The sequence below is a fragment of the Gordonia sp. NPDC003424 genome, from assembly GCF_053588655.1.
The window spans coordinates 256,811-280,625 of record NZ_JBSFQJ010000007.1 but is presented as its reverse complement, the minus strand read 5'-3'; the positions used below and the strand labels follow the sequence as shown (position 1 = coordinate 280,625).

At 66.7% G+C, this 23,815-nt stretch carries 26 protein-coding genes; 9 read left to right on the top strand and 17 right to left on the bottom strand.

What is annotated here, in order from left to right; all coding sequences use genetic code 11:
* Positions 1-136: 136 nt before the first annotated feature.
* The 3 genes from ACWDTI_RS13380 to ACWDTI_RS13370 are packed head-to-tail and all read right to left on the bottom strand — an operon-like array spanning position 137 to position 2,668.
* On the bottom strand, positions 137-961 hold the full coding sequence (locus tag ACWDTI_RS13380) for an alpha/beta fold hydrolase (RefSeq protein ID WP_449738577.1): 825 nt from the start codon (positions 959-961) through the stop codon (positions 137-139).
* A gap of 47 nt (positions 962-1,008) precedes the next feature.
* On the bottom strand, positions 1,009-1,818 hold the full coding sequence (locus tag ACWDTI_RS13375) for an alpha/beta fold hydrolase (RefSeq protein WP_449738576.1): 810 nt from the start codon (positions 1,816-1,818) through the stop codon (positions 1,009-1,011).
* 31 nt (positions 1,819-1,849) lie between these two features.
* Entirely contained in the window at positions 1,850-2,668 is an 819-nt protein-coding gene (locus ACWDTI_RS13370) for an alpha/beta hydrolase (RefSeq protein ID WP_449738575.1), read from the bottom strand.
* A gap of 198 nt (positions 2,669-2,866) precedes the next feature.
* On the opposite strand from ACWDTI_RS13370, the gene ACWDTI_RS13365 reads away from it, so the two are divergent.
* The gene (locus ACWDTI_RS13365; RefSeq protein WP_449738574.1) at positions 2,867-3,823 is read left to right on the top strand and encodes a helix-turn-helix domain-containing protein; all 957 of its coding nucleotides are present in this window, start codon (positions 2,867-2,869) and stop codon (positions 3,821-3,823) included.
* A 98-nt stretch (positions 3,824-3,921) separates the two neighbouring features.
* On the opposite strand, the gene ACWDTI_RS13360 is transcribed toward ACWDTI_RS13365, so the two are convergent.
* The 6 genes from ACWDTI_RS13360 to ACWDTI_RS13335 all read right to left on the bottom strand — a co-directional run bounded on the left by ACWDTI_RS13360 (position 3,922) and on the right by ACWDTI_RS13335 (position 10,256).
* Complete coding sequence (locus ACWDTI_RS13360) at positions 3,922-4,392, bottom strand: hypothetical protein (RefSeq protein WP_449738573.1); 471 nt, start codon at positions 4,390-4,392, stop codon at positions 3,922-3,924.
* Between the two features lie 206 nt (positions 4,393-4,598).
* Positions 4,599-5,075: a glutathione peroxidase gene (locus tag ACWDTI_RS13355; protein ID WP_449738572.1), complete on the bottom strand. Its 477-nt coding sequence runs from the start codon at positions 5,073-5,075 to the stop codon at positions 4,599-4,601.
* A 264-nt stretch (positions 5,076-5,339) separates the two neighbouring features.
* Positions 5,340-6,314, bottom strand: a complete 975-nt coding sequence (locus ACWDTI_RS13350) for a ketopantoate reductase family protein (RefSeq protein WP_449738571.1) — start codon at positions 6,312-6,314, stop codon at positions 5,340-5,342.
* Between the two features lie 19 nt (positions 6,315-6,333).
* Positions 6,334-7,197, bottom strand: a complete 864-nt coding sequence (locus tag ACWDTI_RS13345) for an amidohydrolase family protein (RefSeq protein ID WP_449738570.1) — start codon at positions 7,195-7,197, stop codon at positions 6,334-6,336.
* Between the two features lie 331 nt (positions 7,198-7,528).
* Positions 7,529-8,563, bottom strand: coding sequence for an ADP-ribosylglycohydrolase family protein (locus ACWDTI_RS13340; RefSeq protein ID WP_449738569.1), 1,035 nt, complete (start codon positions 8,561-8,563; stop codon positions 7,529-7,531).
* Between the two features lie 424 nt (positions 8,564-8,987).
* The gene (locus ACWDTI_RS13335) at positions 8,988-10,256 is read right to left on the bottom strand and encodes a vWA domain-containing protein (RefSeq protein WP_449738568.1); all 1,269 of its coding nucleotides are present in this window, start codon (positions 10,254-10,256) and stop codon (positions 8,988-8,990) included.
* 97 nt (positions 10,257-10,353) lie between these two features.
* Between ACWDTI_RS13335 and ACWDTI_RS13330 the strand changes: the two genes are divergently transcribed.
* The gene (locus tag ACWDTI_RS13330) at positions 10,354-11,058 is read left to right on the top strand and encodes an NrtR DNA-binding winged helix domain-containing protein (protein WP_449738567.1); all 705 of its coding nucleotides are present in this window, start codon (positions 10,354-10,356) and stop codon (positions 11,056-11,058) included.
* Between the two features lie 24 nt (positions 11,059-11,082).
* Here ACWDTI_RS13330 and ACWDTI_RS13325 read toward each other — a convergent pair whose 3' ends face one another.
* Positions 11,083-11,940, bottom strand: a complete 858-nt coding sequence (locus ACWDTI_RS13325) for an amidohydrolase family protein (protein WP_449738566.1) — start codon at positions 11,938-11,940, stop codon at positions 11,083-11,085.
* A gap of 301 nt (positions 11,941-12,241) precedes the next feature.
* Between ACWDTI_RS13325 and ACWDTI_RS13320 the strand changes: the two genes are divergently transcribed.
* Together ACWDTI_RS13320 and ACWDTI_RS13315 are read left to right on the top strand one after the other, a co-directional pair.
* Positions 12,242-13,423, top strand: coding sequence for a TY-Chap domain-containing protein (locus ACWDTI_RS13320; protein ID WP_449738565.1), 1,182 nt, complete (start codon positions 12,242-12,244; stop codon positions 13,421-13,423).
* A gap of 39 nt (positions 13,424-13,462) precedes the next feature.
* On the top strand, positions 13,463-14,125 hold the full coding sequence (locus tag ACWDTI_RS13315; RefSeq protein WP_449738564.1) for an LppP/LprE family lipoprotein: 663 nt from the start codon (positions 13,463-13,465) through the stop codon (positions 14,123-14,125).
* A 24-nt stretch (positions 14,126-14,149) separates the two neighbouring features.
* Here ACWDTI_RS13315 and ACWDTI_RS13310 read toward each other — a convergent pair whose 3' ends face one another.
* Genes ACWDTI_RS13310 through ACWDTI_RS13300 form a run of 3 tightly spaced genes read right to left on the bottom strand, consistent with a single transcriptional unit; the run spans position 14,150 to position 16,238 of the window.
* Entirely contained in the window at positions 14,150-14,836 is a 687-nt protein-coding gene (locus tag ACWDTI_RS13310) for an SGNH/GDSL hydrolase family protein (protein ID WP_449738563.1), read from the bottom strand.
* The gene (locus tag ACWDTI_RS13305; RefSeq protein WP_449738562.1) at positions 14,833-15,018 is read right to left on the bottom strand and encodes a hypothetical protein; all 186 of its coding nucleotides are present in this window, start codon (positions 15,016-15,018) and stop codon (positions 14,833-14,835) included. Before ACWDTI_RS13305 ends, ACWDTI_RS13310 begins: the two co-directional genes overlap by 4 nt.
* Positions 15,015-16,238, bottom strand: a complete 1,224-nt coding sequence (locus ACWDTI_RS13300; RefSeq protein WP_449738561.1) for an MFS transporter — start codon at positions 16,236-16,238, stop codon at positions 15,015-15,017. The genes ACWDTI_RS13305 and ACWDTI_RS13300 overlap by 4 nt, the downstream gene beginning before the upstream one ends.
* 110 nt (positions 16,239-16,348) lie before the next feature.
* On the opposite strand from ACWDTI_RS13300, the gene ACWDTI_RS13295 reads away from it, so the two are divergent.
* From ACWDTI_RS13295 to ACWDTI_RS13285, 3 genes are all read left to right on the top strand, one after another.
* Complete coding sequence (locus ACWDTI_RS13295) at positions 16,349-16,954, top strand: TetR/AcrR family transcriptional regulator (RefSeq protein WP_449738560.1); 606 nt, start codon at positions 16,349-16,351, stop codon at positions 16,952-16,954.
* Between the two features lie 173 nt (positions 16,955-17,127).
* Positions 17,128-17,712, top strand: coding sequence for a TetR/AcrR family transcriptional regulator (locus ACWDTI_RS13290; RefSeq protein WP_449738559.1), 585 nt, complete (start codon positions 17,128-17,130; stop codon positions 17,710-17,712).
* A 17-nt stretch (positions 17,713-17,729) separates the two neighbouring features.
* Entirely contained in the window at positions 17,730-18,821 is a 1,092-nt protein-coding gene (locus tag ACWDTI_RS13285) for a glycosyltransferase (protein WP_449738558.1), read from the top strand.
* Between the two features lie 119 nt (positions 18,822-18,940).
* Here the strand turns inward: ACWDTI_RS13285 and ACWDTI_RS13280 are convergent, their stop codons facing one another.
* Complete coding sequence (locus ACWDTI_RS13280) at positions 18,941-19,417, bottom strand: hypothetical protein (protein ID WP_449738557.1); 477 nt, start codon at positions 19,415-19,417, stop codon at positions 18,941-18,943.
* A 93-nt stretch (positions 19,418-19,510) separates the two neighbouring features.
* Positions 19,511-20,662 (bottom strand): epoxide hydrolase family protein, encoded by a 1,152-nt coding sequence (locus ACWDTI_RS13275; RefSeq protein ID WP_449738556.1) that lies wholly within the window; start codon positions 20,660-20,662, stop codon positions 19,511-19,513.
* 53 nt (positions 20,663-20,715) lie between these two features.
* Here ACWDTI_RS13275 and ACWDTI_RS13270 point away from each other — a divergent pair, with 53 nt between their 5' ends.
* Positions 20,716-21,189, top strand: a complete 474-nt coding sequence (locus tag ACWDTI_RS13270; RefSeq protein WP_449738555.1) for a hypothetical protein — start codon at positions 20,716-20,718, stop codon at positions 21,187-21,189.
* On the opposite strand, the gene ACWDTI_RS13265 is transcribed toward ACWDTI_RS13270, so the two are convergent.
* On the bottom strand, positions 21,182-21,994 hold the full coding sequence (locus ACWDTI_RS13265) for an SGNH/GDSL hydrolase family protein (protein WP_449738554.1): 813 nt from the start codon (positions 21,992-21,994) through the stop codon (positions 21,182-21,184). The genes ACWDTI_RS13270 and ACWDTI_RS13265 overlap by 8 nt on opposite strands.
* 174 nt (positions 21,995-22,168) lie before the next feature.
* Here ACWDTI_RS13265 and ACWDTI_RS13260 point away from each other — a divergent pair, with 174 nt between their 5' ends.
* Positions 22,169-22,648, top strand: a complete 480-nt coding sequence (locus ACWDTI_RS13260) for a nuclear transport factor 2 family protein (protein WP_449738553.1) — start codon at positions 22,169-22,171, stop codon at positions 22,646-22,648.
* Positions 22,649-22,917: 269 nt separating this feature from the next.
* Here ACWDTI_RS13260 and ACWDTI_RS13255 read toward each other — a convergent pair whose 3' ends face one another.
* The gene (locus tag ACWDTI_RS13255) at positions 22,918-23,805 is read right to left on the bottom strand and encodes a phosphatase PAP2 family protein (protein WP_449738552.1); all 888 of its coding nucleotides are present in this window, start codon (positions 23,803-23,805) and stop codon (positions 22,918-22,920) included.
* Between the last annotated feature and the right edge of the window lie 10 nt (positions 23,806-23,815).

The window sequence follows — 23,815 nt, the reverse complement described above, 5'->3', positions numbered from 1 at the left end:
CAGGCTGGGGCTGTCTGTGCCAACCGGACCAACCTCGCCTGACCGACACCCTCACAACGCCGAAATCAAATCCCAACAGCCCGATATGCCCCTCGGAGGGCTCGTACGGGGCGGATCTTGGGAGGCCGGCGCCATCTCAGGAGCGGATGAACTCCAGCAGGTCGGCGTTGATGGTGTCGGCCTCCGTCGTCGGCATGCCATGCGGAAATCCCGGGTAGGACTTGAGGATTCCGTTGGGCAGCAACTCCGCCGACAGCGGACCGGAGTCCTCGTATGGCACGACCTGGTCGTCCTCGCCGTGCATCACCAGCGCCGGCACCGTCACCCCCCGCAGATCCTCGGTGAAATCGGTCTGGGAGAACGCGACCACGCCGTCGTAGTGGGCCTTGGCTCCGCCCATCATGCCCTGGCGCCACCAGTTCGCGATCACCCCGTCCGACGGTTCGGCGCCGGGCCGGTTGTAGCCGTAGAACGGTCCCTTGGCGAACGTCCAGAAGTAGTCTGCGCGTCGGGTCGCGACCTGGGCCTGGATGTCGTCGAACACCTCCTTCGGCAGCCCGCCGGGGTTGGCGTCGGTCTTGACCATGATGGGTGGTACGGCGCTGATGAGGACCGCCTTGGCCGCCCGGTCCTGCCCGTGCCGGGCGAGATAGTGGACAACCTCGCCACCACCGGTCGAATGTCCCACGTGTACAGCGTCGTTCAGATCCAAGTGGGTGACCACCGCGGCGAGATCGTCGGCGTAGTGGTCCATGTCGTGACCGGAGTCGACCTGCGTGGACCGACCGTGGCCGCGCCGGTCGTGGGCGACGACGCGATAGCCGTTGCGCAGGAAGAACATCATCTGCGTATCCCAGTCGTCCGACGACAGCGGCCAGCCATGGCTGAACACGATGGGCTGGCCGCTGCCCCAGTCCTTGTAGAAGATGTCGACTCCGTCGGGTGTGGTGACGTACGGCACGGTTTCTCCTTTGAAATGTGTTGTCGGTCGATAGGGTGCTGGCTGGGTCAGGCGGCGGCCTGCAGGATCACCTTGGACACCGCGTCCGGGTGTGCGACGAGGGACGCGTGGGACGACTGGATTTCCGTCGTGTGCGCGCGCATGCGCTTGGCCATGTAGCGTTCGGCGTCCGGGGGAATCACCCGATCGTTGGCGGAGACGACATACCAGCTGGGGGTGCTCGCCCACGACGGCGGGCCGTTGGGCTCGAGGTTCGTCCACACCGCGATCGAACGCTGGTGGGCGATCATGTTGGCGGCCGTCGCATCGGAAACATCCTGCGCGAAAACCCGTTTGAAGGACGACGGCTCGATGTAGCCGTCGAGGGTGTAGCCGCCGACGCCACGCGGATCGGCCACGACCTTGACCTGCAAGACGGGCGGCACCAGCTGACTTCCCGGGAACTGCAGCGGGTTGATGGCCAACGAGATCGGCTCGCCCTGAGCGGGTCCGAATGCCGCGACGTAGACGAGCCGGGTGACCTTGCGGTCGTGGACATTGCTGATCACCGCGCCGCCATAGGAGTGGCCGACCAACACGATCGGTCCCGGCAGTGCGTGGATGGTCTGCTCGACCACCGATGCGTCGTACAACGGACTACGCAGCGGATTGTCCACGGCCACCACGTGATACCCGTTGTTGCGGAGGATCGCGGCAACACCGTCCCAGCTTGTCTTGTCGGCGAATGCGCCGTGTACCAGTACGATGGTCGGACGTGGTGCGGCCTGCGCGGACGGTGTCGCCGACGCGACGGCGAATCCGATCGCGCACATCAAGACCGTGGCCACCAACAGAATTCGATTGATCAGCCGGTGCATGGGAACTCTCCTTGTATCGATATGGCTGGTGTCAACTCGTCGGGGAGATCTGTTGGCCGGTGAGGAAGGCCAGGGCGTCGGTCGCCAGTTCGTGCCACCCGGAATCGGCCGGCGCGCTGTGCCCCCGATCGGGATAGATCTTCAACTCGGTGGGTGCGGGATTGCGTTTCTGCGCCTTGTAGGCGGCCTCGACCGTCGACTGGGGCACGGTGCGATCCTGCCCGCCGGCCATCAGGAGCAGCGGCCCCACTCGTGCGTCGAGGTCCACCGATGCCGGGCTGTGGCGATGGAAGTTGGCGAATGCGGCCTCGAAGAGGGGTCGGCCCGGCGCGGGGATGGCGTAGGTGGCATACAGTTCGTCGGATTCGGCACGGTCGATCGCGCTGGCGAAGGCGGTGTGGAAGGTCTCCGGTGTGTGCGACCACGTCTTGTGCCGCAGACCGGGGTGTCCCAGAATCGGCCATGCCGACTTCAGCTGGACCGGTGGGGGAGGTTTGAGCACGCCTTTGAACTGGGCGGGTGCGATGGCGACGCAGGCGCGCGCGAACCCGCCGGCATGCAGCCTCTGGGCGATCAGCCCGCCGAACGAATGGCCGATGACCACCGGGGTCGCGGGCAGATCGGCGATGACGTCCTCGAAATGCGAGGTGACCGCGTCGACGCCCACATCGTTCAGCGCCGACGGATTCGCGCGGGTCTCCTCGGGCGTCGCGGCGTCGCCGGGCCACCCCGGTGCGATCGGGGCGTACCCCGCCCCGGCGAAGAAGTCGATCCAGGGTTGCCAGGACGTGGCGTGCAACCACAATCCGTGCACGAAGACGACGGGCGTGGCGGTCACTGGTGCTGCCATCGGGGCCTCCCGCGAGTGATGCACAGCTGTCTCGGACCACTCGAATCTAGACCTCGATGCGACTGGCGCCGGGACTCACAGCGCACAATCGGTCACTGTCAGCGCACGAGGCTCGTCACTTGTGCTCGATCCGACGGCATCGGACAATGGAGGTCTACCGGACTTCTGCACAGCCATCTCGGAACGAGTGGAGACGCCATGGTCGTCTTGTTCCACACCGATGACTTCGCGCCGCCCGATCGGATCGACGCGATGCAAGAAGCGTTCAACGCCAACACTTCTCCGTCGCGACTCACGCCGAGTGCCGAGGCGTCCGGGCAGGTGCTCATCGAGCAGTGGGAACTCGGCGCGGTGAGCGTGATCAGGGCCGGCATGAGTGGGTTCGCCGTGGATCGGACCCAGGCACATGTCGGCGCATCGGAGAACGCGTGGTTCACGATGGCCGTGCAGCAGCATGCGACAGCGAAGTTCGCGCAGACCCACCACGACGACCGATACACGGTCCGGCCGGGCGACATGCTGGTCACCGACGTCGACGAGCCGTTCCACTACGAGTTCTCACCGGGATGCGTCTCGCAACGCATCCAGGTCCCGCTCGAGCAACTCGGGGTGAGCCGCGACGCCATCCGGGCGCTGCCCTGTGTCCCTCGCACCGCACCGATGTATTCGCTGATGGCCGCCCACATCCTCGCACTGCCCGACGTCGCGGCGACCGTGCCCGCGCCCGAGGCGAGCGCACTCGGCGAGATCACCGTCGAACTCGTGCGACTGTTCCTGCACACCGCGATCAACGCCGACGCACCCGCATCCCGAGATGCGTTGGCCGCCACCGTCGTCAGCCGGGCGAGGACGTACGCACGCGCCAACCTGCGCGACCCCGACCTGACACCGGAACGCGTCGCGCGGGCCGTGCACGTCTCCGAGAGATATCTCCACAAGTGCTGTGCCACCGAGGGATTCAGCATCAGCCAGTGGATCATCGGGCAACGTCTGGACGCCGCGAGAGCCGAGCTGCGTTCCTCCCACGCCCGTCATCGGTCGATTGCCCAGATCGCGCACACGTGGGGGTTCCGCAACGTGCGCCACTTCTCCCGCCGATTCGTCGACTCCTTCGGCGTCACGCCGACCGAGTGGCGGCTCGGCGACGACGGCTGATTCTCGTTCCGGGCCGGTGCCGTGAGACCAGGAATCCCCGCCTGCCGGGGAGCAGGGCGGGGATTCCGGCGTCACGGATTCTCAGGTGTGTGGTCCGCTCACCACTGCTGGAATCCGACGTTCACCGTGGGGTAGGAGGAGCTGATGTTGTCGCTGAGGAAGTAGTGCTCGGTGCGGGGTCCGGAGATGCCGGACATGGCGGTGTTGGTGTTGTGGGCCATGTTCTCGATCTCGTAGTTGGCGGTGGGTCCGAAGGCGCCGATGCGGTAGGCGGCGTTGACGGTGAGGTAGTTGCCGAAGGGGGAGACCGCGGTGATGGTTTCGGTGGTGCCCGGGCGCAGTTCGTGTTGGGGGGCGTTGATGAAGTGTCCGCCCTGGCCGGCGGTGGCGCCGAGGAGGTATTCGGTGTGGTTGGTGTGATTGGTGATGGTCATGGCGGTGGTGGGTTCGCCGGGGCGGGTGATGGGCATGGTGCCGGCGTGGGCGGCGCCGGTGGCGGCGATTCCGATGGTGGTGGCGGCTCCGGCGGCGAGGATGGCGGCGGTGATGCGGCGGGTGGTGGTGTTCATGAGCGGATCTCCCTGTGGTTTGGGCCGGGGCGCTTGTTGTTCCGGCGACACCACTGACTTTGCCCTGGTCACGGCGTCGGCGAACTCCGCCGACCGGTGGATTGGGTGGGGGAATCGCGGGTCCACCGATCGGGGGACGGCGGGTGTCTGCCGGCCTCGACTGATCTCGCCGGCGCCTCAGGGAGCGGGGTGACGGCCTCGCTCGCCTACAGCACCTTCTCGATGTCGCCCGTCAGCTTCTCCGGCTTCACCGTCGGCGCGAACCGGCCGACCACGTTGCCCGAGCGATCGACGAGGAACTTGGTGAAGTTCCACTTGATCCGGCTGCCCAGCACCCCGGACTTCTGATCGCGCAGCCACTTGTACAGCGGGTGGGCGTCGTCGCCGTTGACCTCGATCTTCTCGAACATCGGGAACGTCACGTCGTAGTTCAGCGAGCAGAAATTCTTGATCTCCTCCTCGTCGCCGGGCTCCTGGTGGGCGAACTGGTCACACGGGAATCCGAGTACCTCCAGTCCCTGCTCGGCGTAGGTGCGCTGCAGCTCCTCGAGCCCCTTGTACTGCGGCGTGAATCCGCACTTCGACGCGGTGTTCACGATCAGCAGCGGCTTGCCGCGGTACAGACTCAGGTCGACGGGATTGCCGTCGATGTCGTTGGCGGTGAAGTCGTAGGCGCTGGTCATGGGATCCCCCTGTGTTGAGCTGTCGAACGTCGTATCGATTGAATCACTCAACAACTTTGCGCGGTAGATCATGCCCGTCGCCGCTCGCGCTCGAAGAACTGTCGGAGGGCGGTCGTAGTCTCCCGACCATGAGCCCAACAGCCCAGCCCTTGCCGCACGCGAACTCGACCTCGTCCCGAAATCGCCGACGACGATGGTGTGTCGGATGGACCGACGGAAATCGTGGCCACCGCGGTCACCGCGAGGACATCCGGGCGAAGCGCATCAGGCCCGAGTGTCCAGCGTCCGCAACGCCTCGGCGGGGTCGAGACCGGCGGCGGGCAGATGCTCGCGTGTCAGCCGGACGGTCTCCCGCTGGATCAGCTCGTTGACCGGCGTCGGTACATCGTGCAGACGCCCCAACAGCACGATTTCACCTGCCAGATAGTCGATTTCGACGTCACCGGTGCCACGTTCGACGCTCTGCCAGGTGGAGCTGCCCTGGCTGTCCTCGCCGGTGTCGCGGCGTCGGAGGTGATCGGCGCGGCGTCTCCGATCGGTGTTGTCGTCGATGATCTCGATGCCGGCGGCGGCGTACACCGCATCCGCTTCGGCGCGTGCGCGGTGGAACAGCGTGCGGAATGAGTCGCCGTCGTAGTGGAAGCAGGCATCGACACCGTTGATCACGTTCATCAGGAGCTTGCGGTATTTCCACGCCATGATGTTGTCGCGCGCCTCGGACGGGAACCCGGCCGATCGCAGGCGTGCGGCGATCTCCACGGCGACATCGTCCGCACCGGCGGGGTAGCGACCGACCTCGAGTATCCCCGGCGCCGCCGATGACCCCTGGATCACCACCCCGGGCTCGAGGTGCAAGCCCATCAGCATCACGCACATGCCATACGCATTCGGGAAGCGCCGCAAGATATCTCGCTCGTTGGTCACCCCGTTCTGCGAGGCCACGACGGGTGTCGCCGACGGTGCGTGCGCACGGAGGTCGTCGAGCGCGGCCGCGGTCTGTTGGGACTTCACACAGAGCAGTACGACGGAATCGTCGTGCCACGCCACCTCGGCGGCATCGGCCGCCACCGGGATCGGGAGCGTGTGGCGGCCGTCGGCGTCGTCGAGGACGAGGCCGTTCTCCCGGATCGCCCGCAGATGCGCGCCGCGGGCGACGAGCGTCGTGGGGATGCCGGCGCGATACAGCTGCGCACCGACGATGCCCCCGACCGCTCCGGCGCCGTAGATGACGAAGTGCATGGGGTACAGGGTAGGTGCGTCAGTCGTCGCCGAACCCGTAGACGTCGATGGCGTTGGCGGCGTAGAAGCGGTCTTGGTCGTCGGCGGGGGCCTCGCCGACGATCGCCGTGACGCTCGCCTGCAGCTCCGAGTATTTGCCGGCGATGCGGTGGACCGGAAAATTGCTGCCGAACATCACCCGATCCCACCCGAAGGTTTCGATCGCCGGTTCGATCCATCGGCGCAGCTCGGGCACCTCAAAGGTGTTGGTGACCAAGCTGAGGCCGGAGACCTTGCAGTAGATGGAGGTCTTGCGCGCGCAGGCCTGGATCGCAGCGAGCCACTCCGCATGTGCGTCGGCATCGTTTCCGGTGGGGAATCCGGTGTGTGCGAGGGCGACGGTGAGGTCGGGGAACGGTTCCAGCGCTCGGATCCAGTCGTCCATCTCGTCGGGATGGGCGACGAGGTCGAAGACGAGTCGGTTCTCGTTGAGCCAGGTCAGTACGGTGGGCACAACCGCCGAGTCGGGCTCGAAGTTGTACAGGACGTGGACCCCGGCCAGGTTGGGTGTGATGGCGCGCTGCGCGTCGAGGTCGGCGAGGATCTCGGTCTGCGACATTGTCGGATCGAGGTTCCCGATGAAGCGCATGTCCAGGCGGTCGTCGTCGGCGCAGCCGGAGATCCATCGCAGTTCGTCCAGGTAGTGCCGGACACTGGTGGCTGCCGCGACGTGCACGAACTTCTGCACCGGGAAATCGCCAGCGGCATGCCGATACTCATCGATGTCGAAGGTATTGGTCAGCTCCGGTGTGTTGACGCTCTCGGCGTAGTCGGGGATGGTCGGGTACCAGCCGTTGGACAGGTCCCAGAAGCGCATATGCGTGTCGACGACACGGTCAGGCATCGGACTCCTCTCCGTGCGGATGCTCGACGACCGGGCACCGGGTGGTATGCAATGACAACTAACTCATGCTCCCATCGAACAGCATTCGGGGTGGTTGTGGGGTGCAATCCGCAGTCCTGCTCGCTGGAGTTGACGGACGCTCGCCGGGCCGATTGTTCCCTGATCTGCGCGGCCCCAGCCGCCTGTCGATTCACTCGCGGGCATGCTCAGTCAGGAGGCGACTCGCACGGTCCGCCGGGTGCCGGTGCACCAGGGCGACCCACCTTGGCCGCCTGATTCGACATCGACCGGCAGCGTTCTGCCGCCCCTGGGCCCGCCTTCTTGGGGAGGCTTACCCGTCGACATCCGGCGATTCACCCGGGTCGGTGCCACCGTCCCGGACTGCGAGGGTCGCCAGACGCACGAGATCGGTTGTGTCGCTGGGTCGTCCGTCGACGGGCCAGCCGTGTACCGCCCTGCGCCACTCCCGGGGCACGGCGCCGGCGCCCCAGCGCGCACCCAGGAGTCCGCCGGCGATCGCCGCGACCGTATCGGTGTCATCGCCGATATGCACCGCTGCCTCCAACGAGGTCTGCAGATGGCGGCAGGCGATCTCGTCGGGGACCGACGTCTGGGTGATCGCGGCAGCCGCCGCCTGCAAAGCGGTCACGGTGAAACCGTTGGGCGTGAACGACTTCGGATCAGCGGTGGACGACGCGGTCAGCCAGACGACCCACTGCCCCGCGCGGTCGGCGGGGAGCAGGTCGACCCCCGCGTGGATGTCGACGACACCGTCGAGCACGGCAACACGAATCGCCTCGCACCACAGCACGCAGGAGTCACCCGCCAACCCGTCGGCATGCGTCAACGATGCGACGAGCCGTGCCGCCTCGGCGAGCCGACCGCGGTCGTGAAGGTGCGCCAGCGTCACGGGCGCGGTGCGCATCAGCGCGCCGTTGCCGGCCGAGCGCGGGTGGGCATCGGCGAACGCACGGGATTCCTCACGCATGACGCGACCGACACCCTGTTCGCCCGCATCGAGTCGACGGCGGGTGGCACCCAGCACGGCTCGCGTCTGATTGCCGACGTCGGGCGGTCCACCGTCGAACCAGCGCAAGAAGTTTCGGGCGATGGCGTCGAGGGCCTCCTCGGTGGTGAGGTCGGCGCCGGTGGCGGCAACCTCGGCAATGGCCATGGCCATCGACGTGTCGTCGCTCCATTCTCCGGGCGCGAAACCACCGAGGCCGCCGCCGAGCATCTGGGGACGCTCATTCGCCGGCAGGTGCGTGGTCCCGAATTCGTACGGGACGCCGAGTGCGTCGCCGGCGGCGCCGGCGAGTAGGACACCGACGGCGCGGTCGAGCTGGGTGGTGGTGAGTGTGGTCAATGGTCTCCTTGGAGTTGTTGGGGGAGGACGGGTTTCGATCTCGATGCGCGGGCTCGCAAGCTCGCTCGCTTACTCGATCAGCGGGAGGGCTGATCGGATCAGGCTCCGAGTGGGGCAGGGCGCCGCATCGAGGCCACCGGGCGGGAGATCTCGATGCGCGGGCTCGCAAGCTCGCTCGCTTACTTACTCGATCAGCGGGGAGGGCTGTTCGGATCAGGCTCCGAGTGCAGCGGGGCGCCACCCCCTCCGCTGATCGACTGGTAAGGCACGCAGCGCAGCGAGGCGCGGCCCTTCCGCTGATCGAGTAAGGCTCCGAGCTTAGCGAGGCGCCGCATCGAGATCCTCTGCCGCACAGATGGTTCCGATACGCCGGGCTCACTTCGTCGCCGGGCCTACTCGGCGAACCTGAGCTGACGCCGGACCGTCACTGCCGCCCGCGTTTGCGGTTCTGCTGGTGGTACGAGTCGCGTGTCATCTTCGACATGTAACCGGCACCGGCCCGCGGGGCCATGCGTCGCATGCGCTCGACGTCGGCCATCTCGGCGTGGATCGCACCGGACGCGGCATCCGGCGCGATGGCATCGGCGTCGGCCAGGCCGGCGACCGTCTGCGCGAGGAAGGCGTCCCCGGCCCGCTGGTCGCCGGACTCGTAGGCGCGCGACGCCTCCAGCTTCGACGCCTGTGCCTGCTGGAACAGCTTCTCCGACTGCACCGTCGGGTCGGGGACGCGACCGGTGAGCTCGTCGCCGGGCACCACGTTCACCGAGATCGGCAGGGTGACCGTCTGTTCCACCAGATCCGGCATATCCACGTACTGCAGCTCGATCTGGGCGATCTGGGTCAATCCAAGCGCGGCCAGGCCGTCGACCTCCATGCGCAACAGCAACTTTCGCTGTTCCTGCGCGAAGAGATCGCCGACCTCGATCATCACCTGACCGTCACCGATCTGATGCGCCGGCAGGTCGTTGTACACCGCGAGTGCAGTCACCTGTGGTTCAAAGCGCACGGTCACGCTCACCGCCTGCGCCACCTTGGACAGCAGGCCGTCGACCTCGCCGGCGATGGCGGCACCGGCCGCGTCGGGGTTCTCGGCGAACACGTGATTTCCGTTGCCCGAGCGGGCGATTGCCGAGAGCATGGTCTCGTCGTAATCGCGTCCGTACCCGAGGGTGGATGTGACGATGCGGCCCGCGGCCGCGGTCGCGGTCACCTCGGCCATCTGCTCGGGGTCGGTGATGCCGGCATTGACGTGGCCGTCGCTGATCACCAGCACGGTTCCACCGGCGATCCCGGCGGCCGACGCACCACGCCGGATCTCCCGCAACCCGCGCAGATAGCCCGACGAGAGGTCGGTGCTGCCGCGCGTGCGCAGGGCGCTGATCGCCGCGATGACCGCGGTCTTGTCGGTCAACGGTGCGGCCGGCACGATGACGTCGGCTTCGCTGTCGAACACGACGAGACCGAAGACGTCGGTCGGTTCGAGGCGCTGCACCAGGGCGACCAACGCCTGCTTGGCGCCCTCGATCGGTGCACCCTGCATCGACCCGCTGCGATCGAGCACGATCTGCAGGGCACTCGGTGTGCGCTCGGTGTCCACCGGACCGGCCGGCGCCTCGAGCTCGAGCAGGACGGTCACTTCGTCGGCCGCCTCGTGGGCGACGACGTTCACATCCAGAGCGGCGGAGAACTTCATCTCGGTACATCCTTTCTCCGCTCCGGCATCCGACCGAAGCGACTTTTCGCGAAAGTGAGATTAGCACTTTGCGCAGATTCTCGCATAGGGTTTGTTCGTGTCTGCCACGTCAGTCCGTTTGAGTGACTATCCGCGGCCCAATGTGGCCGTCGACATCGCGGTGTTGACCGTTGTCGATCGACGCGTTCATGTTGTAACAGAGCGGTCCGACAAGGGTCGGTCTTTGCCCGGGCGGTTCATCCGCGAGGGACGAACCGTCGAGGACACCGTCGGTGAGGTGCTCGAACTCAAGCTCGGGTTATCCCCCGAGCACGTTCACCCCCACCTCCTGCAGGTGTTCAGTGAACCTGATCGAGATCCGCGTGGGTGGACGATCTCGATCGCGCATTCCGTGGCGCTGCCGTCCGATGAGCTGGCGCACGTGGTCGGCGAGTTGGAGCCGCTGACTCCCGACGGCGTTCTGGCGTCCGGGGAGCACCTGCTCTACGACCATGACCACATAGTGGCAGCAGCCACCGACAGTTTTCGTCGGCGCTATGAGGACCAACCCGATCCCGACCATCTGCTGCGGCCGCCCTACACGCTGACCGACCTGCGTGAACTGCACGAGGCGGTGCTCGGCCGGCGGTTGATGCGGGACACGTTCAATCGCCGAGTCGAGCCGCTGCTCGCGCCGCAGGTGAATGACGAGGGCAAACCCGAGACCCGGGTCGGTGGGGGCCGGCCCGCCCGGTTGTTCACCCCCGGCGGACCGCCGACCGCGACGTTCGGCTACCGCCTGCCCACCGCAGATGAGAAATGAACTCCACGACCTCGGCGAACCGGGTCAGTTCTCGAAGCCGTAGACCTCGATCGCGTTGGCGGCATAGAACCGGTCCAGGTCGTCGGCCCGCGCCTCGCCGATGATCGCGTCGAGAGCCTGTTGCAGCTGGCGATAGGTGCCGCCGATGCGGTGGACGGGAAAGTTGCTGCCGAACATCACGCGATCCCATCCGAAGGCGTCGATCGTCGGTTCGATCCACCGGCGCAACACGGTCGTTTCGAAGGTGTTGGTCGTCATGCCGAGACCGGAGATCGTGCAGTACGCGTCGGTGTGCCGGGCGCACGCCTGGATCGCCGCGAGCCACACCGCGTATCCGTCGTCGTCGGTGGCGGTGGGGAATCCGTTGTGTTGGAGAGCGACGGTGAGGTCGGGGAACGGCTCAAGGGCGCGGAGCCAACCGTCCATCTCCTCGGGCTGTGTCATCAGGTCGAAGGTGAGGTGATGCTCGTTCAGCCAGGTCAGAACGGTTCTGGCGGCCGCCGAGTCGGGCGTGAAATCGTAGACCACGCGCATACCGGCGACATGGGGGTTCATCGCGCACTGGGCGTCGAGGTCGGCGACGATCTCGGCCGCCGACATGCGCGGGTCCACGCTTCCGATGTAGCGCACGTCGAGGCGGTTCTGCTCGGCGATCCCGGTGATCCACCGCAGTTCGTCCAGGTAGGCCCGGCCGCCGGTGCTCGAGACGTGCACAAACCTCTCGACCGGAAAATCTCCGGCGGCCAGAAGGTAGTCGTCCCAGCCGAAGTCGTTGAGGAGTTCCGGCGTATGGACGCTGTCCACGTAGTCGACGATGGCGGGGTACCAGCCGTTGGCCAACTCCCAGAAGCGCATGTGGGCGTCGACGACACGAACGGGCATCGGATTCCTTCCGTGCGCTGCTCGGGTGGGCGAGCAGAGGGTCGGCCAAAGCATTTCGTAAGCAATGGGAACTAGTTCCAGGGTCCCACCGAATTCGTTACGCGGCAGGGATGAGAGGAACATCTCGTAACGCCGACCCCGATCGGCACGAAAGACAGGGTGGACCTGCGACAATCCCCGGGTGGAACCCGGAAGCGGACCTTCGGACATGCCCCGGTGACTGTCGGACCCCACCTCTACGCTGCGAGTGGGCGTGATGGTTCGGACAGTCACGCATGCACTTACACGATCGGGGAATCACATGGTCGACTACGACGTCGCGACGTCCATCGATGACGCATGGCGGGCGTTCCGCACCTCGCTCGCCGACCGTCTCGCCGTCGTGCAGGTCGGCGAACGCTTGGTCGTCGAGCAGGGCCGTGACATCCCCGAGGGACCGCACGGCGTCCTCACCTTCACCGTGACGAAGGCCCGTCGGATTCGGTGCACGGTGCTCGAGTCCGACCTGCACCCCACCGCCGAGTACTTCGACGAGCAGGTCGCCGCGATGGTCAGCGCCGGGTGGCGACAACTGTCCGACGGCCGGCTGATTCACGAGGTCGGCCGGCGGCGTGTCGACGAACTCGCCCACGTCGCCGTGGGCATGCTCCGCGACATCTGGGAGGTCGTGCATCCGGCGTTTCTCGAGGAGTCCCGTCCCCCACGACGGGAGGCGACGGTCGCCGTCGGCACCATCCCGCAGTCACGCGAACACCTGCTCGGCCTGGTCACCGAGGTCCTCGAGGGCATCGCCGGGCGCCGGGTCGACGTCGACGACGACGGCGACATCTCGTTGCCGACCAAGCACATCCCGACGTGGTTGCGGGTCCTCGACGGTGCAGCGACGATCGAGTTCTTCGGCACTCTGGTCGACGAGGTGTCAGACGAGGCGGTGGCCGCGGAATTCGTGGCCCGCGAGTCCGTGCGATGGCCGGGCATCACGCTGATCCTGCATCAATCGGCACTGATGGTGTTCCACAGCATCGACGTGCCGGCCTTTCATCCGGAGAACCTGATTGCCGCGCTCGGCCGGTGGTTCGACTTCATGCACACCTCGGCCGCCGAGGTCATCTCGGCGGTCACCCGTGTGGAAGCGAATCCGACTGCGGCAGAGGATGATCGGCTACCCGATCCGCTGCAGACGCTCATCGTCCTCGACGAGGACGGCACCACGCTGGGTGCCCACGACGTCGCGAAGATCTGCCGCTACGACCAGTCGGCCATTCTGCAATACATCCGCACCACTCAGGAGCAGTACCTCGAGTGGATGAAATCCGCCTACGAGGCCGAAGCCGCCGGCGACGCAGATGAAGCCGACGCGTGCCGGCACGAGGAGCAGGTGTGGCGCGCGACGACCAGGCAGTTGCGGGAGGCTCTGCGCGTCGTCGTACTCCGCGGGGACGGTCCGGTCCAGGAGCCCGACGCCCGCCCGACGGGCAGGTGAACTGTGCGCACTCGCGTGGCGGCGCGGAAAGGGGGCCGTATGCGCCGCGTCCGCCCGCTGATCGGCGCCGCGGTGGGCTTGACGGTGGCCGTCGGTCTCACCGCCTGCCAGACCGACGGCGATCCGGTCGCCGAGCCGGTGCCGGTGACCAGCACGGTCACCGTGTCGGCGCCGGGTGGCAGTGCGCCCGCGGCCACGCCTGCCCCGACGGCGACACCTGCCCCGACGGCCATGCCCGCCCCGACGGTCACCACAGCCCCTGCGACAACCACCGGCGCGGCCCCGACATGTTCCACCGACGGCAGTGCGGCCATCGCGGCCGCCATCGCGCAGATCCCCCCACCGTTCTCGGGGTCGGGGCCCGATGCCGGCTGGGTTTTCGACGGAGAGACCAACTACAACACGTGCTACGACCTCAGTTACGCCGAGTTGAGCATCACGGGAGCGACGGCGTCGTCGCCGATGCAACTCCTGATGTTCCACCTCGGTAAGTACGTCGGCCCCGCGATCGCCTGCAATGCCGCCTTCCAGACGGTGACGGGATCGTCGCCGACGAGTGTGAATGTCACCTATCGGTGGCCGAACCCCGGTGATGCCAATGCGAATCCGACGGGGCGGGTCGATGTCATGTTCGTGTGGAACGGATCGCAGGTCGTGATGAACGGGTCGCTGCCGTATGAGGTGACGCAGGGTAAGTGTTGAGTCGCCTCGGCGGTGCGACCACGGTCAGTGACCTCTGCCGGCGCCGCGAGCGGCCAGTGACCGAGCAACCTCCGACGCCACCACCGCATGGCCGGCCCTGGACAGGTGAATTCGGTCGTCGCTCAACCAGTTGCGGCGCAGGCGTGCGGGGTGATCCCAGAACTCGGTGAGTACCGCATCATGGTGGTGGGCGACGCGCCGGACGATGCCGGCGAACTCGTCGAACCGGGGGCGGAACGACGCGAACTTGCCCGTGAAGGCATCGGCGAGGGTGAACATCGACACCGTGGCGCCGGTGGCGACGACCGCGGTGCACAACGCGTCGAGGTCGTGCTCCACGGTGTCCATGTCGGCGCCGAGGAAGACGTCGTTGCCACCGCAACTGATGTGCACCAGATCGGGCTCGAAATCGGCGAGGGTGCTCAGTTGTTCGGTGTGCACCTGACTGGTTGTGGCGCCGGTCCGCCCGGTGTTGAGGTAGGCGAGGTTCGGCCGAACCGATCGCAGCATGGTGGCCACCCGGTCGGCCCAGGGGAGGTCGGCGTAGCCCGGTGACCGATCGCCGATACCTTCGGCGATGGAGTCGCCGATGACAGCGAACCGCTGCCACGGGGCGCCGGCCAGTCGCAGACGAGCGTCCTCAGGCGCCAGTACCAGTGGATCGTCGACCTCGGACCGACGGTCGATATCGGGAAAGGTGTTGTGCGTCATGACTGTGTCTCCTTGGTCTGAGAAGGGATCACCGACAGCGCCGCCGACATCAGGGCGATGACGAAGCAGACGACGAACAGGTGGTGGAAGGCGAGCAGTGTGCCACCGGGGCTGGCGGCGAAGATGGCGGCCAGGACGCCGATGCCGACCGCTCCGCCGGACTGCCGGGCGGTCAGGTTCATCCCGATGCCGGCCGCGAACTGTTGTGGGGGTGAGTTCTTCGCTGCCGCAGTGCCGAACACGGTGATGAGTGCCCCGATACCGGGCCGCCGAGAAGGCCGGCCGGGATCCATGCGACCCAGAAGGATGGTGTGACTCCCCAGACATCGGTGCTCATGTACAGGGTGGCGGCCGCGAACAGCAACGCGCCGATGACACCGGCGGCACGCTGACGATCCTCCGATGCCCGGCCGGCGACGACTGCCGCGGCCATCGATGCGATTGCGCCGACGGTCATCGCGCCGGCCGACTCCAGCACCGAGTAGTGCCACACCGCATCCAGCCACATCGGGCCCGCCAACAGCCAGGCGTACATAGCGGTGCCGAACAGGAACCCCGTGGCGTTGCTGCGCGCGTAGTCGCTGTTGCGCCACAACCCGACCGAGACGGCGGGGCGAGGATGGTGCTGTGACCGGTACAGAGCCACCCCGAGCGCCGTGGCGCCCACCGCGGCACAGAGGATCGCGCGCCAATCCCAATTCCACTGTTGCCCTTCGGTTACCGTCGCAACCAATGCGCCGATGCCGACCACGGCGGCCGTCGTCCCGACCGGGTCCGGCAGTCCGCGGGAAACCGGTCGCGCGTCGTCGCGGATGGTCATGGCCGTCGCGATGAGCAGAGCGGCGACGGGCGCGTTGACGAAGAACACCGCTCGCCACCCGAAGGCGTCGATGAGCGCGCCGCCGAGGGCGGGGCCGACGGTGGCGGCGAACCCGCCCGCCGCCGTCCACGCGGCGACCGCCGCGCCGGTGCGTTCCGGCACGGTGTTGCCGAGGACGAGTCCCAGGCCCGCGGGGATCATCAGCGCGGCGAATGCTCCCTGCAGAACGCGGCCGGCGATCAACCATGCGACATCTGGAGCCAACGCGCACACCAGTGAGGTGATCGCGAAGCCGGCCAGGGCGAGCATCAGGACTCGTCGTCGGCCGAGCGTGTCGGCGAAACGTCCCGCCGGCGTGAGCAGTGCCGCGAACGCCACCGCGTATCCGCTGACCACCCAGGTCAGTGTCGTGGTCGGCGTGGTGGGGAACGCGCGGGCGATGGTCGGGAATGCGATGTTCACGACCGACAGGTCGAGAAATGCGAGAAATGCTGCGCCGCAGGCGATGAGCAGGGGGAGACGGGAGGGCGGGGATGATGCGGGCGATGCGGAGGATAGCGGGATCTGTCGTTCGGTGGTCACGTGACTCTCCTCAGGTCCTGATAAAAGTGTACGGACGGTCGTTCGGTTTGTTTGTGAAACTGTACGACCGATCGTTCGCCTTTTCAAGAGCTGGGTGACACCATGGGGGAGTGGCGGAACTCGACGAGACATCGGACAAGCGGTTGCTCAAGGGGGCGCGGGCCCGCGCGGCAATCGCACGGCATGCCGCTGACGTGGCCTCGGTCGAGGGGTTGAACGGTCTCAGTCTGGGGAAGCTCGCGGGTGACCTGGGCCTGAGCAAGAGTGGTGTCTCCACGCTGTTCGGCACGAAGGAGAATCTGCAGCTCGCCGCGGTCCAGGCTGCGCGCGAGGTCTTCATCGACGTCGTCGTGCGACCGGCATTCGCGGAGCCGCAGGGGATGCCTCGGCTGCGCGCCCTGGTGGACCGGTGGATCGACTACATTGGTGAGCCCGTGTTTCCCGGTGGTTGTTTCCGGGTGGCGACGATCGTCGAATTCGATTCCCGCACAGGCCCGGTCCGGGATGCAATCGAGGCGGATCGCCGAGAATGGCTGGCGTTGTTGGAGAAGGAGATCGCTCGCGCGCAGGAGGGGGGCGACTTGGCCGGCCGCGATCCGCATGCGTTGGCGTTCGAACTCGATGCCGTTGTGGCCGCGGCCAATACGGGTGCGCGTATCGGTGACGAGACGGCCCTGCCGACGGCGCGAACGATCATCGACGGGCTGCTGGGGTGAGGGCTTGCGCACGCTGGTCGCCCCAGTTGACGGGCGCAAACCCGGAGCCTTGATCCGACTCTTCCCAGCCCACGCTGGTCGCCTGCGGCGGGGCGGCTGGCGCGCGACCGGCGCCAATTTCATGTGAGTGCCTATTGACACCAAATATGAGTTTGGTGTGAACTGGTACTGACATGAAAACGAAACGCACCTACACCATGGGCGCTCGGGCCGAAGCGGTCGCGCAGACGCGTCGCCGCATCATGGCGGCAACGGTTGAACTGGCGCAGACCCAGCTCATCGCGACGATCAGCCTCGATGCGGTCGCCGAGCGTGCCGGGGTGTCGGTACAAACGGTTCTGCGCCAATTCGGTTCGCGGGCGGGCCTCATCGAGGCGACCGTGTCATTCGCCACCGAGATGGTCACCGATGAACGGAGTGCGCCCGTTGGCGATATCGGCGAGGCGGTGCGGGTGATCGTCGATCACTACGAGGCTCGCGGTGATGGGTCGTTGTTGTTGCTGGCACAGGAGTCGGATCCCGACGCGGCCGCCGTGCTCACGCACACCAGACTCCTGCACGAGACGTGGGTCCGAAATGTGTTCGCGCCGATGCTGGCTGCCGCCGACGACCCTGACGAACTGTTCGACCTCCTGCTCACGGCGACCGACGTCTACACCTGGAAGCTGCTGCGTCGGGACCGGCAACTGTCGCGTGCCGCCACCGAGCAGCGCATGAACCGGCTGGTGCGGGCGGTCCTGACCTCTGCAGAAACCTGACCGACCCCAAGGAGATCATGATGGCCCGTATCCTTTTCGCCACCTGGGATGGCGGTGGCAACGTCACACCCGCCCGGGTCTTGGCCGACGAACTGACCCGGCGCGGGCATGACGTGCGGATCATGGGCCATGCGGCGCAGGCTGATTCGCTCAGTGCGGCCGGGTACTCGGCGACGCGCTACCGGTCGGCGCGCCCTTTCGAGGCGAGCAGAGGAAACTCCATACATGCTCTGCTCGGCGTGTTCGGGGATCGGCGCATGGGTGCCGATGTTCTCGACGAGGTGCGATCATGGCCGGCCGACGTCGTCGTGGTCGACTGCCTGCTGTTCGGGGTCATGGAAGCCCTGTCCGACAACGGTGTTCGCTATGTGGTGCTCGAGCATCTGTACGACCGGTTCCTGCGCGGGACGTTGCTGAAGGGTCCGATCGGCATCGGATTGCGGCTCAAGCGATTCGCACCGACCCGCCTGTTGGACTCGGCGGCAACAACATTGGTGTGCACGCTACCCGCACTCGACCCACTGCCCAAGGCCGCACCGAATACGCAACAGATCGGCCCGCTCGTGCGCGGCACACCCGCCATACCCGCCGAACCCACAGTCCTGGTGAGCCTCAGCACCTTCGGCTGCACGGGAATGCATGCGGTCCTGCAGCATGCCATCGATGCTGTCGCGGGGGTCGGCGTGCGCGGGATCGTCACCACCGGACCACAAGTGGACCCCACGGCGCTCCGGGCACCGGACGGGATCGACGTCCACCCGTTCCTCCCGCATTCCGAGGTCATGCCGCACGTGTCGATGGTGATCGGCCACGGCGGACACTCGACCGCGATGCTGGCGCTTGCGCATGACCTGCCGTTGGTGATCCTGCCGTGTTTCCGCCTCGGTGACCAACCAGTGGTAGGACGCTCGATCCAGGATGCGGGAGCCGGGCGGACATGCCGGAAGGGCACTGGCCCCGAACGGCTTCGTCAGGTCATCGACGACGTTCTGGGCGACACAGTATTTCGTCGGGAAGCCGCGAAGCTGGGAGCGGAGATTCGTCGGTGCGATGCCATTCGTGTCGCCGGCGACCGGATCGAAGCGATCGACGGGGTTCAGGTTCACTGACCAAGCTGGTGCGGCGGGCGGTCCGAATATACCTGCGGTGTATGCGGTAGTCCACGACAACTATTGCCGCCGAGTCGCTCTCGCACCGCATTTGTATTCGCTTCGACCTCAGCCCCGGGCTACTGACCCCAGACGGACCGCGCACCGAGGTCTCCGACCCGGATCACCATCACCAGTGACCCGATGGCGCTCACCAACACGATCACGGCCAGCACCCACCACAGGATGCGGATCATCAACGGCGACAACCGTTCCGAAATACGCGGTGACAACCACGTGCTGTTCAGCGCCCAGAACAGGGCCACTGACACGAATAGTGGGCCCACCCAGGCGATCATCTCCGAGCCCAGGTCCATATGCTTGGCCAGATCCGGACTCGGCTGCGCGAACTGCTCGGCGAGTGATTCGCCCGTCGACGTCGTCAACGGCGTGATCACCAGCGCGACCAGGGCGACCGCGGGCGTGATCGGCCCCAGCCAGCGCCGAGCCTCCGGCCACACCACCGCCACGATTGCGAGCAAGGCCGCCAGTGGAATTGCCACAACTGCAAGGTGGACGAGCAGAGGATGCGCGGGCAGGCCGCCGATCGTGGTCACGTGCTCAACCGTAATGTCCGACAGCTGAAAGATCGCTGAGATCGTCAGGGCGCGTCGAACTTCGGCCCATGGTAAGGGTCGTCGACATCGTCGTTACCGGAACCGTCGGAAAAAGGTGCGCAGCTCCTCGGCATAGACCTCGGGCACCTCGACCGGTGCGAAATGGCCGCCATGAGGGGGCTCGGATATATAGACGGTGTTGGCCGACCGTTCCAGCCACGCCCGTGGTGGCCGCACCACGTCGCCGCCGAAAATCGAGAAACCCGACGGTGTTTCAACCCGGCGGAGACGCTGGTCGAGGGGGATGCCCGCATTCGCATGATAGGTCCGCATCGACGACCCGATCGTCCCCGTGACCCAGTACTGTGTGACGAGTGTGAGGATCTCATCCCGGGTGAACGCCCGCTCGACATCGCCGTCGCAATCGCTCCATGCCCGCAGCTTCTCGACGATCCAGGCCGCCAGCCCGGCCGGCGAATCGGTGAGCCCGAACGCCGCCGTCTGCGGTTTGGTGCTCTGCATCCACAGATACGCGCCCTCGGTGGACGCCCACGTGCGCGCGCCGGCCAGCCACTCGAGCTCTTCCGGGGTCATATCGGCGGAGTCGGCGCCGGGTGCGGGCAGGCCCGCGTCCATGCGGTGGACGGCGATGACACGGTCAGGGTGGTCGAGCGCGAGATAGCGGCTGACGTGACTGCCCATGTCGCCACCGGCGGCGACGAACCGGTCGTAACCCAGGCTTGTCATGAGCTGCGCCCACATCCCGGCGACCTGCTGGGTGTTCAGCGGAGCGCCCGCCGGTGTGTCGGAGTAACCGAACCCCGGCATGTCCGGCACGATCACGTCGAACGCGTCGACGGGATCGGCGCCATGTGCTGCGGGATCGGTCAGCAGCGGAATGACTTTGAGATAGCGCCAGCAGGAGTCCGGCCATCCGTGGGTGAGCAGCAGCGGCATGGCCGGCTCGGTGGCCGCCGTCGCGTGGATGACATGAACACCCAGGCCGTCGACCGGTATTCGGAGGTTTGGGAATCGCATGAACTCTGATTCGCTGGCGTACCAATCGAATTCGTCCGCCCAGTAGTGGACGAGATCGGTGAGGTATCCGAGATCGGTGCCGAGCGACCAACCGCAGTCGGCAGGGGCATCGGGCCAGCGGGTCGCTCGCAATCGCGCGCCGAGATCGTCGATCACCGACTGTTCCGTGTGCAGGGTGAACGGCTCGACCCGACGGTCCTCGCTCATGGGTACAGGTTACGGGTGTTTCGGGCCGGAAGCGTGGACTACAGTGTGGCCTGATGATCACCCGTCTGCGCTCCGCCATCACGCCCTTGACGGCGGTCATCGGCGCGCTTGTCGTGCTCCTGGCAGGATTTCTCATCTGGAATGGACACGGGAAGGTGATCGAGCAACAACAGGGCAAGGCCGATACGACCACGCGCTGCGTCGCTGTGCTCCGCGACGATGTCCGCACCACCTTCGAAATGAAGGGCGGCAACAGTGTCGCCGACAGCGAGAAGCTGGCCGACGAGGCCCAGTTCACCGGCATCAGGACCAGAAATGCCACGCTCACCGACGAGCAGCGCCGTGCCATCCGCGACGCCGGGCACAGCATCGAATCGATCGACCGGGCATACCGGATCACCGGCAGCATCTCCATCCCCGGTTTCGCCCGGAGTGGACCCACCTACGGGCCGAACAATACCTTCACTTGTGAGACTGCCGTTTTCACCGACAACGAGGTGATGGTGCTCGAGCACACCATCAACTGAGGAGGTGGCCGACGATGGCATCGGCAACCGCACTCATCCCGTCCTCATTCGGATGGAATGACCATCGGAAGTGGTGCGGATCGTATCCGCGCATCCACGGTTGCGCGGACCCGATGCCATGGCCCCGGCTGAGCTCACTGACCCGGATCAGATCGGCGTCGCAGCGGCCCGCCGCGTCCGCGAAGACACCATCGAGGTTGCGCGCGAGCGCGCGGAAGGCGTTTCGCTCGTCGGGGGTGAACGGCGCCTCGGGGGACTCGGGTGTGTCGGCGTCGAGGACGGTGAAGTAGTCGACGAGGACCACTCGCGCATCGGGTGCCCGTCGTCGGGCAGCGGTGACGATCGATACGAGATTGGCGGTGGCCGTCGCCAGGGCGGCATCGTCGGGTGCGGGAACCCCGTCGCGCGCGATCAACCTTCCCAGCGGTCGGCTGATCCGGTTGCGGGACAGCCGCCTGCGGAGGGCGAGCATCATCATGGTGCCGATGTAGTCGAGATCGTTGCCGCCGGCGGTCACGGTCACCAGGTCCGCATCGTCCGGCAGCCCGGACAGCTGTGGTGGAAACCTGTGCCACAGAATGCGTTGCGGGCGATGCAGGATCGTGTCGGTGGTTGCACCCGCAATCGTCAGGTCGGTCAGCTCGGCGCCGAGTCGCTCGGCCACGAGATGGGGGTAGTTGCGTGCCGATCGTGAGGCGGCCTTGTCGGCGACGGGTTCGATGCCCGGCCCAGACGCGATGGAGCTACCGAGCGCCGCGACATGTCGGAAGGCCGGCGGCCGGCCGGGCATGTCTTCGCCGGTCATCCGACGATCACCTCCAGGCTGCGTAGATGCCGAACATGGTGCTTTCGGTAAGGAAGTCTAGTGCCGTGACGCCGTCGCCTCGGGCCGCGTGTGCAGGCGCTCGGGACCGTGTACGGCGCGAGGGCGTGCGGAAAGTGTCGTCGACGAGGTTGCCGTGTCATAGAGTTCACCGGCATGGCCACCAGCGACGCGATCGACGCCATCTGCCGCCTCAAGTACCGGTACTGGCGTGCCTGCGATGCCAAGGACCCCAAGACCTTTCGGGAGTGCTTCATCCGGTCGGGCGCCCGCATCGATTACGGCCGACTCGGTGCCTTCGACGACGCCGAACCCATGGCCCGCATTTTCGAACAGATGGCGCGGCATCAGGTCGACGGACAGTACGTCATCTTCGACATGCACCACGGCATGCACCCCGACATCACGGTGACCTCGGAAACCACCGCGACCGGACGCTGGACGCTCAGCTTCCGTCAGGTCAATCTGCTCGACCGCACCGAGACGTTCATGTCCGGCGAATACGACGACGAGTACGTCGTCGAGGACGGCGAGTGGCGGATGTCGCGGTGTGTGTTCACCGAGCGGTGGGCGCTACGCCAACCGCTGCCCGACGGCGCGGAAGTTGTCGTGGGGACGTTCGCGGCGGACAGCTGAGCTGAGCACTGCGGGTCACCGGAGCGAGCAACAGCGCTCGCGTCAGACACAGCCCGACATAGGCGACGTCGAGCCGGCGCACGGATTCTCGCGAGATCCGGATGAGGAAGCGCGGGCGCGACTCCCGCCGAGCGTGACTCCGACGACGCCGTCGACCGCGGTGATGTCACGGGCCATCGCTTCGATGAGGCTGTTGGCGAGCACCGGCGTCTCCGATCGGGCGAGGTAGTCGGAGGTAGTCCCGGCGTCGTGGGACGAGCCATGATTATTCAGCGATAGCTGGCGGCCGGAGCGGGCGGAACGTCGTAGCGGTAGTCGTCGGCGGCGGGTGCGGCGATCACCCGACGCGTCGGTGGCTGCCCGACGACGAGCATCACCGCCATCACGACCGCGATCACCGCCGCCACGGCGATGGGTTCCGGCGCCGGGTAGTACATGGCCACGACCATCGGCGTGCCGACGACCACCGCGACGATGCCGACGAGGGTGAGTGCGGGGTGGGCGCGACCGGACCCGCGATGCGGATCGGGCAGCAGTGCCCCGAGGCCGGCGACCAGCACGGTGGAGATGATGACGTCCGACGGGCGATGCCAGCCGACCGCGACCAGGCCGAACTCGATGACCGCAGCCCACACCGCGGCGGCGGCGAGGACGATCGGCCGGATCTGCGGCGGTACGGCGCGCACCAGCACGACCGCGAACGCGGTGACGGCGGCGGCATGACCGCTCGGTGCGGAGTTCGTGGTCTCGGCGATCCAGTCGTGAAACGACGGCCGGATGAGTACGTGATCCCGGAGGTACTGGGCGACGAGAATGATCACCGGGGGAAACGCCAGCAGCGTCAGAGTCGGGGCGATCCGGCCCAGCGCCGAGCGCGACGTCGCGCCGATCCGGATCTGAGCTGCGACGATGACGACGAGCCCACCGAGAATCCACAACGCCGGATTCGACACGAAGCTCACGCTCAACCCCGCGGGCATCACGTCGATGACGGGCGAGCGTCGGCTCAGGTCGAACAGTTTCTGATCCACCAGCTGACCGAACGACGTCCGCACCGCCACGAAGTACACCAGCGCGGCGAGCGCAACCGAGGCGGCGGCGATCGCCGTGGCGCGCACGGCGACGGCCGTCTGCGAAGGGGTGAGGGAGCGGGTCACGCGCCCGATG

Coding starts and splice junctions, on each gene's coding strand:
- ACWDTI_RS13275 (WP_449738556.1), bottom strand. CDS start 20,662: ATGAGCGAGGACCGTCGGGTCGAGCCGTTCACCCTGCACACGGAACAG.
- ACWDTI_RS13260 (WP_449738553.1), top strand. CDS start 22,169: ATGGCCACCAGCGACGCGATCGACGCCATCTGCCGCCTCAAGTACCGG.
- ACWDTI_RS13285 (WP_449738558.1), top strand. CDS start 17,730: ATGATGGCCCGTATCCTTTTCGCCACCTGGGATGGCGGTGGCAACGTC.
- ACWDTI_RS13350 (WP_449738571.1), bottom strand. CDS start 6,314: ATGCACTTCGTCATCTACGGCGCCGGAGCGGTCGGGGGCATCGTCGGT.
- ACWDTI_RS13265 (WP_449738554.1), bottom strand. CDS start 21,994: ATGACCGGCGAAGACATGCCCGGCCGGCCGCCGGCCTTCCGACATGTC.
- ACWDTI_RS13320 (WP_449738565.1), top strand. CDS start 12,242: ATGGTCGACTACGACGTCGCGACGTCCATCGATGACGCATGGCGGGCG.
- ACWDTI_RS13315 (WP_449738564.1), top strand. CDS start 13,463: ATGCGCCGCGTCCGCCCGCTGATCGGCGCCGCGGTGGGCTTGACGGTG.
- ACWDTI_RS13355 (WP_449738572.1), bottom strand. CDS start 5,075: ATGACCAGCGCCTACGACTTCACCGCCAACGACATCGACGGCAATCCC.
- ACWDTI_RS13335 (WP_449738568.1), bottom strand. CDS start 10,256: ATGAAGTTCTCCGCCGCTCTGGATGTGAACGTCGTCGCCCACGAGGCG.
- ACWDTI_RS13365 (WP_449738574.1), top strand. CDS start 2,867: ATGGTCGTCTTGTTCCACACCGATGACTTCGCGCCGCCCGATCGGATC.
- ACWDTI_RS13370 (WP_449738575.1), bottom strand. CDS start 2,668: ATGGCAGCACCAGTGACCGCCACGCCCGTCGTCTTCGTGCACGGATTG.
- ACWDTI_RS13375 (WP_449738576.1), bottom strand. CDS start 1,818: ATGCACCGGCTGATCAATCGAATTCTGTTGGTGGCCACGGTCTTGATG.
- ACWDTI_RS13270 (WP_449738555.1), top strand. CDS start 20,716: ATGATCACCCGTCTGCGCTCCGCCATCACGCCCTTGACGGCGGTCATC.
- ACWDTI_RS13360 (WP_449738573.1), bottom strand. CDS start 4,392: ATGAACACCACCACCCGCCGCATCACCGCCGCCATCCTCGCCGCCGGA.
- ACWDTI_RS13345 (WP_449738570.1), bottom strand. CDS start 7,197: ATGCCTGACCGTGTCGTCGACACGCATATGCGCTTCTGGGACCTGTCC.
- ACWDTI_RS13290 (WP_449738559.1), top strand. CDS start 17,128: ATGAAAACGAAACGCACCTACACCATGGGCGCTCGGGCCGAAGCGGTC.
- ACWDTI_RS13310 (WP_449738563.1), bottom strand. CDS start 14,836: ATGACGCACAACACCTTTCCCGATATCGACCGTCGGTCCGAGGTCGAC.
- ACWDTI_RS13305 (WP_449738562.1), bottom strand. CDS start 15,018: ATGAACCTGACCGCCCGGCAGTCCGGCGGAGCGGTCGGCATCGGCGTC.
- ACWDTI_RS13325 (WP_449738566.1), bottom strand. CDS start 11,940: ATGCCCGTTCGTGTCGTCGACGCCCACATGCGCTTCTGGGAGTTGGCC.